Below are 14,592 nucleotides of genomic sequence, written 5' to 3'. Positions count from 1 at the left end.
CCCCATTTCTATCGCTGCAAGACATTGATAATGCGCAGTGAAAGCTGCTCGGCCGTATTTTGAAATGAAATGTTCTGATCCATTAAGTGCCTGGTTTCAAGCGTCAGTTCGCTGACTTTCAGTAATTGGTCCAATCGATAGTGCTGCGCGATTTCTTTGACCATCGTCAATTGATCATTGAAATGCAGATCATCAATTTCGTCAGCACCATTGGCCACCATCAGCGTATCGCGCCAGATCAAAGCCATCAAATCCAGGATCAATGCTTGTTTTTCACGATCGCCAGGTACTTTCAAAAGCGTTGTCTGAACCGTGACAAAGGCTATCAGATCAGCCCGGCCACATTCCTTGTACCACTGGACGACAGCTTGAACCGCTTGACTGAGCCAGTCATCTTCCATCCATTCTTTAATCTGCGCCGTTGAATCGGTTAACCCTAACGCAATCGACTGCAGGCCAACGGGAATCTCAGCTTGATCCAGCATCTCCTGCAGAATCTTTTTAGGCAGCGGCTGCAGCTCAATAATCTGGGTACGCGAACGAATCGTTGGCAAAACTGCACTTTTATTGGTCGTCAAAAGCAGAATATAGATGCCAGGCAATGGCTCTTCAATAAATTTTAACAGACTATTGGCGGCACTTGTCGTCATTTTTTCGGCATCTTCAATGATGAACAGTTTTTGACTGCCTTCTACGCCACTCTTGGTAAATTCTGCCTTTAAGCGCCGAATCGTATCGACCTTGATCTGCCGACCCTCTGGAGCTGCAGTAACCACGTCGGGATGGTTGCCAGAAAGAATTCGCTGACACTCGCTGCAGGTTCCATCCGGCTCACCAGCTTGTGGCTGTTCACAAAAAAGGCGCAGGGCCAGCCACTGCGCCAATGCTTTTTTCCCTGATCCAGACGGGCCTGCAAACAAATAGGCATGTGCCAGTTCACCTTGAACCATGGTTTTTTTTAGACGCTGACTGATTGCTGGCTGCAGCCGTTCAGCTTGCCATTTTGATTGCGTGGCATTTGCCATTTTGGATCACCTCGTCTTGACCGTTTTGCAAATTAAAACTGTAAAAATTTTTCGACTGGCAGGATAAAGACCGTTGCTCCCCCAATCTGAACGTTAATCGGAATGGCCGATGAACCATTGTCGATCTGGGCTGCCGGGGTCATGTACTGTTCACGCGACTTGGCATTATGCTTGATGATTTCCAATACTTCATCAACCCGATCATCTTCTACGACTACCATATAAGTGGTGTTGCCTTCTCTTAAGAAGCCGCCCGTCGATGACAGCTTGGTCGCACCGATATTGTTGTCGATAAAAGCATCCCGCAGCTTGCCGGCATCTTTTGGTTGAACGATTGCCATAATCATTTTCATAATAAGCCCTCCTTAAAAAGTCGCATTAATTAAAACAGTTGCTCAAAGCGCTGATGAATTGCCAAACGAGTTGCTGAAATCACCTGCGTCAGCGGCTGACTGGCGTCAATCGTAACGATGCGATCAGGGTTTTGGCGCGCCAGCTTCTGATAGGCACTTCTGACCTTGCGATGAAAAGACAGTGTCTCTTCATCCAGGCGGTTGACCTGATCAGCACGATTCTGCGCGATTCGCTTAAGGCCCAGTTCGGAATCAATATCCAGATAAATCGTCAGTTCCGGCATCAAGCCATCAATTGCAAACTGATTGATCTGCCAGATGTTATCCTCGCCCAGGCCACGACCAGCGCCTTGGTAGGCAATTGAGCTGTCAACGTAGCGATCACAGAGAATTACCTTGCCGCTTTTTAGCGCTGGCATGATATCGGCAACCAGGTGCTGGCGCCGTGCTGCGGCAAACAGCAGTGCTTCCGTGCGCGGATCCATGTCGATATTGCGAGCGTCAAACAAGACATCCCGGATCTGCTCAGCGATATGGTTGCCGCCTGGCTCTCTGGTATACAAAACGCCATCCGATCCCAGCTGTTTTTGCAGGTCAGCCGTAATCTGGCGCATAACGCTGGTTTTACCTGCTCCATCTGGCCCTTCAAATGAAATAAATTTACCGTCCATTGTCGTTCCTCAACTACTGCTTGATTACGCTGTCGTTTAAATAGCCGTGCAGATGATTGCGGCGCGCTTTGGTATAAAGGTACAGATATTTTTGCTCCTGCAGCTTGGTTCGACTGTAGAGCTCATTGTCAACCTGCCCTTCATAGACAGCGTGCTCGGTTTCTTTGGCATGATCCCAACTATCCTTGACATTGTAGATCAGTTCCAACAGTTTTTGATTACCCAGCTCTTCAACGGCATGGGGATTGCGATGCTTAAAAAACATGATCTTCACCTACATTTCCGTCCTGCCTTGAACTGCTCTGAACAAGGTTACCTCATCAGTATAGTCGATATTGGCGCCAGCTGACAGTCCATGGGCCAAGCGGGTGACTCTGATGCCCGCCGGCTTGATCAGCTTGGCCAGATATTGTGCCGTGGTCTCGCCATCCAATGAGGCATTGGTTGCCACAATGATTTCTTTGACCTCGGTATTTTTCTGCAGGCGCTTAAGCAAAGCCGGGATGTTGATGTCCATTGGCCCCGTTCCTTCGCTTGGTGAGATGGAGCCGTGCAAGACATGATAGAGGCCATGGTATTCGTGCATCCGCTCCATTGCCATAATGTCTTGTGAATGCTCAACCACCAGAATCGTTGAACGATCACGCGACTTATCGCGGCAGATTGGACAAGGATCGTCTTCGGTAATAAAGCCACAGATGCTGCAGTAGTGCAGATCTTTTTTTACGCTTAAGAGCGAATTGGCAAAATCCTCAACGTCTTTTTGGTCCATCCCCAGTGTATAAAAAGCAAGGCGAGTCGCGGTTTTTTCGCCAATTCCCGGCAGCTTCATATAGCTGTCGATCAGTTTGGCAATTGGCTCAGGATACTGCATCGCCAAGCCTCCTTAAATGTTTAAGCCCTTAGTGTACTTGCCGAATTTTTGCTGCGTGGCGGCATCGACTTTTTCCAGACCATCATTAACGGCTGCCAAAACCAGATCGGCCAGCATGTCAACGTCATCAGGATCAACGGCTTGCGGATCAATCTGCAGGTCAGTCAGCTTTTTGTCGCCGGTAAAAGTGGCCTTGACCATTTCATCAGGCGAGACGCCAATAAATTCTTCCTTGGCCAGATTCTGCTGTTCTTCCATCATCTTTTGCTGCATCTTCTTAGCCTGCTTCATCATTTGTTGCATGTTCATTCCGCGCATCATAGTTATTATCCATCCTTTGCTTATGTTATTGCTTAATTATCTTCTATCTTTACCAAATCGCCAAACATTTGCTTGGCCTTATCAACCAGTGGATCGGTTTTAACCGGCGTGGCTGGCGCTGACTGAGCTGTTGAATCTTTTTTAGCAGTACCGGCCTTGCCATTATTTAAATAGCCATGCTCTACCAAATAGTTATGGCGAATCTTTGGCCACTGATCCATCGGCACGAATGCCACGCGCATCTCATTGCCAGACAGACGCTGCAGGCCAGCTTCCATATCTGCTGCTAGACTGCCGCTATTGGCACGCTGCAGCAAAAAACTGCTGTCAAATGAAACCACGACGCCTTGCGGACTGGCCGCTACCGGTTGGGAGGTATTGATCAGAGCTCGCTGCGGCGTATCCAGCATGTTAAGCAGATCACCCCAGATTTCCTGCAGCCCGCGCAGATTCTGCTTAGTGGCGTGTTCCAGAATTGGGTAGACGCGATCCAGCTTGACCGTCATCTTAGGCTGAATTTTATTGCCAGTATTGCTGCCTGCTCGTCGGACAATACGGGATGCCGAGCCGCTGCCGGTTTGTCTTAAGCCGGCAATTGCTGCCTGCAGCTGCTGAATCTCTTGCTGCAGCTGACCAATCGTCTGATTAAGCCGGGGATCCGACGCACTCGTTTTATTATCTTGCGGCTTGATTTGACTAAGCTTGACCGTCAAGACTTCCAAATAGACGTCAGGGTGCGTCGTAAAGCGCATCTCTTCTTGAATCTCATTTAACTCGTCGATCATTTGGTACAGCTCATCGGCACTGGCAGCCTGACTCAACTGCTGAAAATCGGCTTCCTTAAGTCCAGAGCCCGCAACGTTGACCAGCTGTGGCGATTCTTGATAAAGCAGCACGTCGCGAATAAATGAGATCAAGTCCTCGATGAAGCGCTGACCGTCCTTACCCTGATCCAGAATCTCTTTCATTGTATGCAGGGCCGCGGCACTTTGATGACTGGTCGTCTCATCAAAGTATTTTTTCAGCAGCTGCTTGGTGACGCTGCCGGTAACCAAAAGCGCGTCGTCCAGTTTGACTTGGTTATCGCTAAACGACAAGACCTGATCCAAAATACTCAGTGCGTCACGCATGCCACCCTCAGCAGCATTGGCAATTACCCAGAGCGCGTCATTTTCATATTCAACGTGCTTTTGATCCAGGATATACTGCATGCGCTCAAAAGCATCCTGAGCTGAGATCCGTCGAAAATCGAACCGCTGTACCCGACTGATGATAGTCAGCGGAATTTTATGCGGCTCGGTGGTTGCCAGGATAAAAATCACATTGGCTGGCGGTTCTTCCAGGGTTTTCAAAAGGGCATTGAACGCCCCGGTTGAAAGCATGTGCACTTCATCAATGATATAAACCTTGTAGTCGGCTTGAGTTGGCGCATACTTGGCCTTGTCGCGGATATCGCGTATTTCTTCGACCCCGTTGTTGGAAGCAGCATCAATTTCAATCACGTCGCCAAGCTGTCCATTAGTAATCGCCCGGCAGATCTCGCATTCATTGCAAGGTTCGCCGTCTTGCTGATGATGACAGTTAATGGCTTTAGCGAAGATTTTTGCCGCTGAGGTCTTGCCAGTTCCCCTTGGCCCGGCAAACAAATAAGCATGACTGATCTGCTTGGTTATGATCGCGTTTTTTAAAGTCTGCGTAACCACCTGCTGACCAACGATCTCGTCAAATCGCTGTGGCCGCCAAACTCGGTAAAGCGCCTGATAGCTCATCTTGACTGCTTCCTTTCTGGTAAAAATCCGTATTATCGTTATTATACTAGTAAAATCGTCGCAATTCGATTGAAAAAATATTTTGTACATAAAAAAAGCCGTGCGAAACGATCCACACAGCGGTTAATCTTCATAAAAAAACATGGGGCACAAGCTGTAGCGAACTTAGTGCTGCTTCCTTCCGGACCTGACACGATTCGTAGGCACAACCTTGCCCCATGACCTTACGGCAAATAATATCTTACACTATTTTAAAACTAAATGCCAGTCTTCTGTTAATTCTTTTGCTGAGCTGCTTTTTTAGCGGCTTTGCGTGCTTTGCGAACCCGTTTAAAAAATTGTTTGAGCAGCTGCTGACATTCTTTTTCTTTGACTCCTGATCTAATCTCAACTTGATGATTGAATCTTGAATCGCTCAGCAGGTGGTACAGGCTGTCGACCGTGCCGGCTTTAGGATTTTTGGCACCATAATATAAAGTACGAATTCGTGAGTTCATAATGGCACCGCTGCACATCATACACGGCTCCAGCGTTACGTACAGATCACATTCTTCCAGTCGCCAGCTTCCCAGATACTCGCAGGCTTCCATAATGGCCAGCAGTTCGGCATGATAGGCTGCATTTTGAAATCTCTCCCGCATGTTATGACCAGCACCGATCACCTTGCCATGATAGACAACGATGGCCCCAATCGGTACCTCATCCATTAATTCAGCCTGTCTTGCTTCTGCCAACGCCATTTCCATATAATCTTCCGGTTGCAAAATTTTTCTCCCTTATCAATTATTATTAATCAGTGTATAATGGTTTTTGTGATTTTTCTACCGTGTGAGTTATGAAGCAATCTTCATTGAAAATAAAAAATTTGCCGCAGCCGTCAGCACCTCAATCCCTTATCGCCTAGCCACTACATGTTGTATTGACGTTTTGCAAGCGCACATTATGTAGTATGTCAATGCTTGTAATTTCTCCATAACCCGCTATACTATAAAACATTAATTCAACGAAAAGTTAAAGGGGATTGAGATTTATGATTACTGTTTTCTCTAAAAACAACTGTATTCAATGCAAGATGACCAAAATGTTTCTAACGCAGCACCACGTTGACTTTGTTGAACACAATATTGACGAGCATCCAGAATATGTTGATCAACTGAAAGCTGACGGTTTTAAGGCAACGCCAGTAATCAAGCTGCCTGACGGTCAATCCTTTACCGGCTTCCGTCCTGACATGCTGAAGCAATTGGCTTAATTGTCAATTATACCGCGTTATTCCCGGGGATCGTTCAATCATTTTGCACGATGCCCGCTTTTTATTGCACTGGAAAAAGGAGTTATCCATGGCACTATCAGATATCGACCTCACCAAAGTAAAATACTACGACCTCAATAATGAACTCAACATTCCTAAAGACGGTCAAATCCAGCTTGATAAGGATCACGAAGCCTTAGCTGATTTTATCAAAGAAAACGTTTTGCCCAACACCAAACGCTTTGCTTCATTAAAGGAACGCTATGACTGGCTGGAAGAAAACGATTATATCGAAACCGGCTTTATGCACAAGTACCGCTTTGAATTCATCGAAAAGCTCTACGACTTTTTAAAGGCCCAGGATTTTCATTTTCATTCATTTATGGCGGCCTACAAGTTTTACGCTCAGTATGCCCTGCGAACCAACGACAAGGAATACTACCTGGAAAACTACATTGATCGCGTTGCCATGAACGCCTTGTTTTTGGCTGACGGCAATGAGGAACTGGCCATGCAGCTGGCCGATGAATTGATTCACCAGCGCTATCAGCCAGCTACGCCAACCTTTTTAAATGCTGGTCGCAAACGGCGCGGCGAATTCGTATCCTGTTTTGAGATTCAGGCAACCGATGATATGAACTCAATCGGACGGACGATCAATTCCGCCCTGCAGCTTTCCAAGATCGGCGGTGGCGTTGGCATCAACCTTTCCAACCTCCGTGAAGCGGGCGCACCAATCAAAAAGATCAAAGGTGCCGCCAGCGGGGTCGTCCCAGTCATGAAGCTTTTGGAGGACTCTTTTTCCTACTCAAATCAGCTGGGTCAGCGGCAAGGCGCTGGCGTAGTCTATCTAAGCGTCTTTCATCCTGATATCGTAGCCTTCTTGTCTGCCAAGAAAGAAAATGCTGATGAAAAGATTCGAATCAAGACGCTTTCGCTTGGGATTACCGTTCCCGATAAATTTTACGAACTGGTTGAAGCCAATCAAGAGATGTACTTGTTCAGTCCTTATGACGTTGAGCGCATCTATGGCGTGCCATTCTCGTACGTCGACATCACCAATGAATATGAGAATATGGTCGCTAACGATGCCATTACCAAATATAAGGTCAACGCTCGCGACTTGGAAGATGAGATCTCCAAGCTGCAGCAGGAGTCCGGCTACCCATACATCGTCAATCTGGATACCGTCAACCGTGCCAATCCAATCGACGGCAAGATCGTAATGAGCAACCTTTGTTCAGAAATTGCTCAGGTTCAGCGGCCGTCAATCGTTAACGATGATCAGACGTTTGCCAAGCTGGGGACCGACGTTTCTTGCAATCTTGGCTCCACCAATATCGCCAACATGATGGAAACGCCAGACTTTGGCCGCTCAGTTAGCGCCATGGTACGGGGACTGACCCATATCAGCGACATTGAGCACCTTGACGTCGTTCCGTCAATCGAGCACGGCAACGACATGGCTCACGCGATCGGTCTCGGTGCCATGGGACTGCACGGCTACCTGGCCAAGCACCATATTCAATACGGCTCGCCAGTCGCCCTGGAATTTACCAGTGTCTACTTTATGCTGCTCAACTATTGGACGATCAAAGCCTCCAACGACATTGCCCGTGAACGTCATGAAACGTTTGCCGAGTTTGAAAAGAGCACTTATGCAGATGGCTCCTACTTCGATAAATACGTCAGTCAAGACTGGGGTCCTAAGTCGGCAACGGTCAAGCAGCTGTTTGAAGGCATCTTTATTCCTGGCATTAAGGACTGGCAGGAACTCAAAGCGGCCGTGCAAAAAGATGGTCTCTACAACGCCTATCGCTTAGCCGTTGCCCCGAATGGATCGACGTCGTACATTGGCGACTCGACTTCCAGCCTGCACCCAATCATCAATCGAATTGAGGAACGGCAAGAAAAAATGATTGGCAAGATCTACTACCCGGCACCATACCTCAGCAACGATACCATGCCATACTACAAGTCGGCTTATGATACCGACATGCGCAGCGTGATCGATACCTATGCGGCTGCTCAGGAACATATTGATCAATCACTGGCAATGACGCTGTTTATGCGTTCCACGATTCCAGCCGGGATGTACGAATGGAAAAATAATCGGACTGATAAGATGACAACGCGTGACTTAAACATCCTGCGCCATTATGCTTATCAAAAAGGCATTAAATCCATCTACTACATTCGGACGTTTACCGATGATCAAGATGAGATCGGCGCCAACCAATGCGAAAGCTGCGTTATCTAACTTATTGGAATCATTAAAGACTAAAGGAGCCCCGTTTAATAATGAAGATTGAGAATTTTGTACCGCTTAAAAACTACCAGGCGATCAATTGGAATGAAGTCTCTGATATGATCGACAAGGCTACCTGGGAAAAACTAACCGAACAGTTCTGGTTGGATACTCGGATCCCGGTTTCCAACGACATGGATGATTGGCGAGAGCTTGATACTGATCATCAGTGGGTCGTCGGTCACGTCTTTGGTGGCTTGACGCTTTTGGATACGCTGCAGTCGGAAGCTGGTTTGACGGCACTGAAGGAAAACGTTAAGACCCAGCACGAAACGGCCGTACTTAACAATATTCAATTTATGGAATCAGTCCACGCCAAGTCTTATTCCACGATTTTTTCCACGCTGAACACCCCTGAAGAAATCAGCGAGATCTTTGACTGGTCTGATACTGAAGAATATCTGCAAAACAAGGCGACGCGGATCGGTAATCTTTACTTAGATCCAAGCGTCAGTCCTTTAAAGAAAAAAGTTGCCAACGTCTTTTTGGAAACGTTCCTGTTCTACTCCGGCTTCTACACGCCACTGTACTACCTGGGTCACAATAAGCTTAACAACGTGGCAGAAATCATCAAGCTGATCCTGCGTGATGAGTCCGTTCACGGCACCTACATCGGCTATAAGTTCCAAGTCGGCATGAAGGACCTGACCGAAAAACAGCAGCAGGATATGAAAGACTGGATGTACAATTTCTTATACGAACTTTATGATAACGAAGAAAAATACACTCACCTGCTGTACGACCAAGTTGGCTGGACCGATGAAGTCTTGACGTTCATTCGCTACAACGCCAATAAAGCCTTGATGAATCTGGGACAGGATCCGCTGTTCCCAGATACGGCCAGTGATGTCAACCCTGTCGTAATGAACGGTATTTCAACGACAACCTCCAACCACGACTTCTTCAGTCAGGTCGGCAACGGCTACCGACTCGGTGAGGTTGAGGCCATGCATGACAGCGACTACCATGTTGCTGATCCTAACGCCGGCAAAGACATCAACGAAAAAGACTAGTATAAAAAACGTGCGTAATGCAGCAGCTGCATTCGCACGTTTTTATTTGATGGATATTTCAGTGATCCTAGTCCTCACTGATTGCCGGTGAAGCCAGCCGTTCCTTAGCAAAGTGAATGATCAAGCCCAATGCCAGGCCAGCAATGCCAAATGAAAGCCAGCCGAAGCCAAGACTGAAGAATGGGAAGAATTTAGCTGCAAAGCTGATCATTGCCTGAACGGCAGCCGTATTATGCAGAATGGCCGGTGTTGCATTCATCATGTCAAAGAAAGCCGGAATCAGCGTAAAGCCAGTCGTGATGCGGTAAACCAGCGGATCATTTTTAAAGAGCGGCGACATGATCCCCATGATGATCAGCGTAATTGCCAATGGGTACAAGAACATCAAGATTGGCGTTGACCAGGCAATAATCTGATCCAAGCCCAGATTGGCAACTAAGAATGAGAGACCGCAGTTGAAGCGCAGGAATGCCTTGTAGGAAATCTTAGGGAAACGCCGGTGAAAATCTTGTGAAAAGGCAACTACCAGCCCCATTGCACTGGTCATGCAGGTCGTTGTTGCCAAAACTGCCAAGATTGCATCGCCTGCCGTGCCCAAGTAGTAGTTGGCAATCTGTTCCAAAGTCGTCCCGCCGTTATCAGCCATCTTAAAGTGAGCCAGACTGGTAGCACCAAGCCAGATCAAGGCAATGTAGATCAGAGCAATGCCAAAGATACCTAAAGCTCCTCCCTTAGCCGTTGCCCAGGAGATGTCGCGCTGACGCTTGATCCCTAATCCCTTGATCGCCGTAATAACCGTAATTCCAAATGCTAAAGCAGCCAGACAGTCCATCGTGTTGTAGCCTTGCAAAAAGCCGTTGGTAAATGAAGCATGCCGATAAGCAGCCGTGATGGCAGCTGAACCAGCATGTCCCATGGGGCTGATAAATGCCATAAAGAAAATGATAAACATCAAGCCTAAAAACAGCGGATTGAGCATTTTACCGATCGTATCAGTAATTCGTCCTTCACGTGTAGAGAAGTAGTACGTCAGGCCAAAGAAAGCTGCTGAATAGATCAAGATTCCCCAGGTGTTGGCACTGGCCGAAAGATGCGGTGCAATGCCAATCGCATATGAAACGGTTGCCGTCCGTGGCGTGGCAAACAAAGGTCCCAGCGTTGCATGAACCAAAATTAGAAAAATAAGTGCATACCAGGCACCATTAGGACGCGCCAGATCATAGATTCCGTTGGAGCGCGTAATACTGATTGCCAGCAGCGCCATCAGCGGCAAGAGCACTCCTGACATCAAAAAGCCGCCAGCCGCGCTTAGCCAATGCGCCCCTGCCATCTGACCCAAATGAACTGGAAAGATCAGATTGCCGGCACCAAAAAGCATCCCAAAAATTAATGATCCAATCAATAAAGCATTGCGGAAAGTCAATTTATTCGTATTCATAAAAATTAATCCCCTTTCAATCAACAAATGAATTTTAAAAAGAGATCTTAGCTAAGATTTCGTGATCAACGGAAAATAAAAGCGTCCTTTTCAAATCAGACCATGATTTGAAAAGGACGCTTTCGCGTGTTACCACCTTTTTTTGCTCAATCGTCGCCAATTAAGCCTCAACGCGTACGTGTTCATACGCTGGCGCGATCACGGGCGCACCCGTCCGACACTTCTTACGTCGCATCGGCCACTCACCGGCTACTTTCCAGTTATGGCTCCTGTCCCCGCTCACACTTCATCGGGGTCGCTGATCAGCCAGCCATAACCTTACTCTCCGGATCATCGTGTTTTGTTCCGTTGATTAACTTGTTTAATACTCTAAATCCTTCTTAATGAATTGTCAACCTTTTTCTCATATTTTTTTAATCAAAATCAAAAAAGACGGTCATGGATCCGCGACCGTCTTTTAAAGTTGAGATTTTAAGTTGAGAAGATTAATTGAGAGTGCTTGGAAATCAACAGCCTATTCTTCAGTTTCGACGCCAGTGCCTTCGTAGCAGCGTTCCAACAGTTCCTTAAGCTGGCTGACCAGTGGTTCAACCGGGTTAGCCGTCGTACATTGATCTTCATAAGCCAGAACGGCCAGTTGATCAACGACCTTGTCAAAGTCTTCGCGCTTAACGCCATTAGCTTTCAAGCTCAGCGTTACGCCACACTTATGAGCCAGTTCGATAATCTTTTGTACGTATGCTTCAACCAACTCTTCAGTCGTATCGCCCTTCAAGCCTAAGAAACGAGCAATCGCTGCATAGTCCTTGTCAGCACGGTAGTCTTCGTAATGTGGCCACATTGCCAGCTTGGTTGGCCGCTTAGCATTGAAACGAATTACTTGCGGCAGTGCAATCGCAATTACCAAACCGTGTGGCAGATCAAAGGCCCCACCCATCTTGTGAGCCAGAGAGTGCGTGATCCCCAAGAAAGCATTGGCAAAGGCCAAACCGGCAATCGTAGAGCTGTCATGCATCTTCTTGCGGGCCAGCTTGTCACCCTTGACGGATGCCTCAAGATTTTCCATAACGCCCTTAATGGCTTCCAGCGACCAGCCACGCGTGTAGTCGGTTGCCATTACGGAAACGTATGATTCAGTAGCGTGCGTCAAGACGTCCAGACCTGTCCAGGCCGTCGTGTTGGCTGGCACGGATTCAACGAACTGTGAGTCGACAATTGCGATGTCTGGCGTCAAGGCGTAGTCAGCCAGTGGGTACTTGACATGCGTCTTGGAGTTGGTGATAACCGCAAATGGCGTAACTTCAGAACCGGTACCAGAAGTCGTAGGAATCCCGATAAATTGTGCTTTCTTTGGCCGACCGATCTTGTAGGCCCGCTTACGGATATCAAGGTACTTTTGCCGAACCCCATTCCAAGTCGTGTCTGGGTGCTCATAGAACATCCACATTGCCTTAGCAGCGTCCATTGGTGAACCACCACCCAGTGCAATGATCGTGTCTGGCTGGAAGTCATTCATCCAGGCAACACCCTTGTCAACCGTATCCGTTGATGGGTCAGGTTCGATATCAGAGAAGATCTCATATTGAACCCGGTTGTTGCGCAGCCGCAGCTGATCAATAACCCGCTGAATGTAGCCGCGCTTAATCATTCCTGGACCGGTAACGATAAATGCCTTGTTGATATTTGGAATTTCTTTCAGGTACTTCAGTGAGTTCCGCTGGAAGTAGACCTTTGGCGGAATCTGTACCCATTGTGGATTATCACGACGCATAGCAACCTTCTTAATGTTCAGCAGATCCCAGTCAGAAACGTTGTGTGAGATCGAGTTGCTGCCGTATGAACCCGTCCCCAGCGTAAATGATGGCGTCATGTTGTTGTAGATATTACCGATACCACCAAGACCTGATGGCGAGTTGACGATGATTCGGGAAGCTTTCATCTTCAGTGAGTATTCCTTGATCAATTCATCATCGTTGGTGTGAATGGCTGCCGTGTGACCTTCACCACCGTAGGCCAGCAGTTCACTACAGATCCGGAATGCATCTTCACGACTCTTGGCACGGTACATCGTCAGTACAGGCGAAAGCTTTTCAGCTGACAGTGGATACTTAGGGCCAACCCCATCCAGCTCGGCAATCAGTACTTTGGTATTAGCTGGAACGTTTTTCAGCCCACACATTTCAGCAATATCATTTGCAGAACGACCAGCAATCGGACCACGGACCTGGTGCCGATCAGGATCGATGAAACCATTGGTAAACGTTGGAATCTCGCTTGGCTTCAAGAAGTAGCAGTTCCACTTCTTAAAGGCTTCTTTAACCTGGTCGTAGATTTCGTCGTCAATGACAACCGAGTTTTCAGTAGCACAGATCATCCCGTTGTCAAAGGTCTTTGATAATACGATGTCGTAGATGGAACGATCAATGTTGGCACTCTTTTCGATGTAGGCAGGACCGTTACCAGGACCGACACCCAAGGCAGGATTACCAGAACTGTAGGCTGCCTTAACCAGTCCAGGGCCACCAGTAGCCAGAATCGTAGCGATGCGAGGATTTTGCAGCAGTGCTGTCGTATTTTCACGGCTGCATTGTGGAATCCACTGAATTACGTCTTTTGGTGCCCCAGCGGCTTCAGCAGCGGCTTCCAAGATCTGACCAGTCTTCAGACATGACTTAAAGGCCTGTGGGTGGAATGAGAAGATAATCGTGTTCCGCGTCTTTAAGGCAATAATTGACTTAAAGATAACCGTTGACGTTGGGTTGGTAACTGGCACGACCCCAGCAATTACCCCCAGTGGATCAGCAATCGTAATCATTTGGTTTTCATCATCTTCATCGATAATGCCAACCGTCTTGTCATTACGAATATTGTTCCAGATATATTCACTGGCGTAGATATTCTTAATAGCCTTGTCTTCAGCTACCCCACGACCAGTTTCTTCAGCGGCTGAAACAGCCAGATCCATATGATGTTCTTCAGCGGCCAAAGCAAGGTTTTGACAGATTTTGTCAACCTGTTCTTGGCTAAATGTGCGTAATTGATCAAGAGCTTTTTCACTCTTATCAATCAAGCCGTTAATCAGTTCTTCAGCGATTTGTTCTTTGTCTTTAGGCTTTTCAGTGGCCTTAACAGTGGCTTTGGCTTTAACTGTCATTGCACTAGCTCCTTCTCGATTAATTACTTTTCAACAACTTTGTTATCCTTTGAACAATTATTACTATACTCTTTTTTCTAGATTTGTAAACACTTTTTGTGAAATAAATAACAATACCGATATCATAGAAAGCGATTACAATGTTATAACGTCAACCCTTGTCACAGTAAGAATAAAGCCTAAAAATATTTTTGTGTAGGACCATCATATTGGTTTTAAACGATTTCTCTTCACGTTTTTTGTACGCTGATTCACAACTTTTTTCAGCTATTTTTTATTTTTAATGGTCAAAATAGGGATTATTTGTATGATAATCTTTAAAATCCGTCTCGATTTCTCACAAATTAGCTCACCATTGAGCTATTTAACACATAAATAAAAGCTGTGGTCACCTCGATGATCACAGCCCTGATT

The 14,592-nt window shown here is 47.0% G+C and carries 13 protein-coding genes, 1 other RNA gene and 1 other annotated feature; of the genes, 3 read left to right on the top strand and 11 right to left on the bottom strand.

Annotation, left to right across the window (positions count from 1 at the left end):
• Positions 1-8: 8 nt before the first annotated feature.
• The 9 genes from holB to tadA all read right to left on the bottom strand — a co-directional run bounded on the left by holB (position 9) and on the right by tadA (position 5,777).
• Entirely contained in the window at positions 9-1,025 is a 1,017-nt protein-coding gene (gene holB / locus ABC765_RS01410; protein ID WP_347980557.1) for a DNA polymerase III subunit delta', read from the bottom strand.
• A 32-nt stretch (positions 1,026-1,057) separates the two neighbouring features.
• On the bottom strand, positions 1,058-1,378 hold the full coding sequence (locus ABC765_RS01405) for a cyclic-di-AMP receptor (protein ID WP_006500469.1): 321 nt from the start codon (positions 1,376-1,378) through the stop codon (positions 1,058-1,060).
• Between the two features lie 29 nt (positions 1,379-1,407).
• Positions 1,408-2,049, bottom strand: coding sequence for a dTMP kinase (gene tmk, locus ABC765_RS01400; protein WP_347952694.1), 642 nt, complete (start codon positions 2,047-2,049; stop codon positions 1,408-1,410).
• A 13-nt stretch (positions 2,050-2,062) separates the two neighbouring features.
• Positions 2,063-2,314, bottom strand: a complete 252-nt coding sequence (locus ABC765_RS01395; protein WP_039946025.1) for a YaaL family protein — start codon at positions 2,312-2,314, stop codon at positions 2,063-2,065.
• A gap of 9 nt (positions 2,315-2,323) precedes the next feature.
• Entirely contained in the window at positions 2,324-2,923 is a 600-nt protein-coding gene (gene recR / locus ABC765_RS01390) for a recombination mediator RecR (protein WP_347952693.1), read from the bottom strand.
• A 12-nt stretch (positions 2,924-2,935) separates the two neighbouring features.
• On the bottom strand, positions 2,936-3,244 hold the full coding sequence (locus ABC765_RS01385; RefSeq protein WP_006500473.1) for a YbaB/EbfC family nucleoid-associated protein: 309 nt from the start codon (positions 3,242-3,244) through the stop codon (positions 2,936-2,938).
• Positions 3,245-3,276: 32 nt separating this feature from the next.
• Positions 3,277-5,013, bottom strand: a complete 1,737-nt coding sequence (dnaX, locus tag ABC765_RS01380; RefSeq protein WP_347980556.1) for a DNA polymerase III subunit gamma/tau — start codon at positions 5,011-5,013, stop codon at positions 3,277-3,279.
• Positions 5,014-5,144: 131 nt separating this feature from the next.
• Positions 5,145-5,241: signal recognition particle sRNA small type (gene ffs / locus ABC765_RS01375), an RNA gene on the bottom strand.
• Positions 5,242-5,288: 47 nt separating this feature from the next.
• Entirely contained in the window at positions 5,289-5,777 is a 489-nt protein-coding gene (gene tadA / locus ABC765_RS01370) for a tRNA adenosine(34) deaminase TadA (RefSeq protein ID WP_347952691.1), read from the bottom strand.
• A gap of 266 nt (positions 5,778-6,043) precedes the next feature.
• On the opposite strand from tadA, the gene nrdH reads away from it, so the two are divergent.
• The 3 genes from nrdH (at position 6,044) to nrdF (ending at position 9,586) form a co-directional block, all read left to right on the top strand.
• Complete coding sequence (gene nrdH / locus ABC765_RS01365) at positions 6,044-6,265, top strand: glutaredoxin-like protein NrdH (protein WP_006500476.1); 222 nt, start codon at positions 6,044-6,046, stop codon at positions 6,263-6,265.
• An 88-nt stretch (positions 6,266-6,353) separates the two neighbouring features.
• Positions 6,354-8,525, top strand: a complete 2,172-nt coding sequence (nrdE, locus tag ABC765_RS01360; protein ID WP_347980555.1) for a class 1b ribonucleoside-diphosphate reductase subunit alpha — start codon at positions 6,354-6,356, stop codon at positions 8,523-8,525.
• A gap of 41 nt (positions 8,526-8,566) precedes the next feature.
• Positions 8,567-9,586, top strand: a complete 1,020-nt coding sequence (gene nrdF / locus ABC765_RS01355) for a class 1b ribonucleoside-diphosphate reductase subunit beta (protein WP_074504492.1) — start codon at positions 8,567-8,569, stop codon at positions 9,584-9,586.
• A gap of 67 nt (positions 9,587-9,653) precedes the next feature.
• Here the strand turns inward: nrdF and brnQ are convergent, their stop codons facing one another.
• Positions 9,654-11,024: a branched-chain amino acid transport system II carrier protein gene (gene brnQ, locus ABC765_RS01350; RefSeq protein WP_347980554.1), complete on the bottom strand. Its 1,371-nt coding sequence runs from the start codon at positions 11,022-11,024 to the stop codon at positions 9,654-9,656.
• A 109-nt stretch (positions 11,025-11,133) separates the two neighbouring features.
• Positions 11,134-11,367, bottom strand: a binding site (T-box leader).
• 171 nt (positions 11,368-11,538) lie between these two features.
• The gene (gene adhE / locus ABC765_RS01345; RefSeq protein WP_347980553.1) at positions 11,539-14,178 is read right to left on the bottom strand and encodes a bifunctional acetaldehyde-CoA/alcohol dehydrogenase; all 2,640 of its coding nucleotides are present in this window, start codon (positions 14,176-14,178) and stop codon (positions 11,539-11,541) included.
• Between the last annotated feature and the right edge of the window lie 414 nt (positions 14,179-14,592).

Origin of the sequence: Limosilactobacillus sp. WILCCON 0051, from assembly GCF_039955095.1 — a bacterium.
GTDB classification, from domain to species: Bacteria; Bacillota; Bacilli; order Lactobacillales; family Lactobacillaceae; genus Limosilactobacillus; species Limosilactobacillus allomucosae.
This window is presented reverse-complemented; position numbering and strand designations above follow the sequence as displayed.

What these genes read in the sequence shown, in the direction of transcription:
- ABC765_RS01395 (WP_039946025.1), bottom strand. Translation starts at nt 2,314, where the DNA reads ATGTTTTTTAAGCATCGCAATCCCCATGCCGTTGAAGAGCTGGGTAAT.
- ABC765_RS01405 (WP_006500469.1), bottom strand. Translation starts at nt 1,378, where the DNA reads ATGAAAATGATTATGGCAATCGTTCAACCAAAAGATGCCGGCAAGCTG.
- holB (WP_347980557.1), bottom strand. Translation starts at nt 1,025, where the DNA reads ATGGCAAATGCCACGCAATCAAAATGGCAAGCTGAACGGCTGCAGCCA.
- recR (WP_347952693.1), bottom strand. Translation starts at nt 2,923, where the DNA reads ATGCAGTATCCTGAGCCAATTGCCAAACTGATCGACAGCTATATGAAG.
- nrdF (WP_074504492.1), top strand. Translation starts at nt 8,567, where the DNA reads ATGAAGATTGAGAATTTTGTACCGCTTAAAAACTACCAGGCGATCAAT.
- brnQ (WP_347980554.1), bottom strand. Translation starts at nt 11,024, where the DNA reads ATGAATACGAATAAATTGACTTTCCGCAATGCTTTATTGATTGGATCA.
- nrdH (WP_006500476.1), top strand. Translation starts at nt 6,044, where the DNA reads ATGATTACTGTTTTCTCTAAAAACAACTGTATTCAATGCAAGATGACC.
- dnaX (WP_347980556.1), bottom strand. Translation starts at nt 5,013, where the DNA reads ATGAGCTATCAGGCGCTTTACCGAGTTTGGCGGCCACAGCGATTTGAC.
- nrdE (WP_347980555.1), top strand. Translation starts at nt 6,354, where the DNA reads ATGGCACTATCAGATATCGACCTCACCAAAGTAAAATACTACGACCTC.
- tmk (WP_347952694.1), bottom strand. Translation starts at nt 2,049, where the DNA reads ATGGACGGTAAATTTATTTCATTTGAAGGGCCAGATGGAGCAGGTAAA.
- adhE (WP_347980553.1), bottom strand. Translation starts at nt 14,178, where the DNA reads ATGACAGTTAAAGCCAAAGCCACTGTTAAGGCCACTGAAAAGCCTAAA.
- ABC765_RS01385 (WP_006500473.1), bottom strand. Translation starts at nt 3,244, where the DNA reads ATGATGCGCGGAATGAACATGCAACAAATGATGAAGCAGGCTAAGAAG.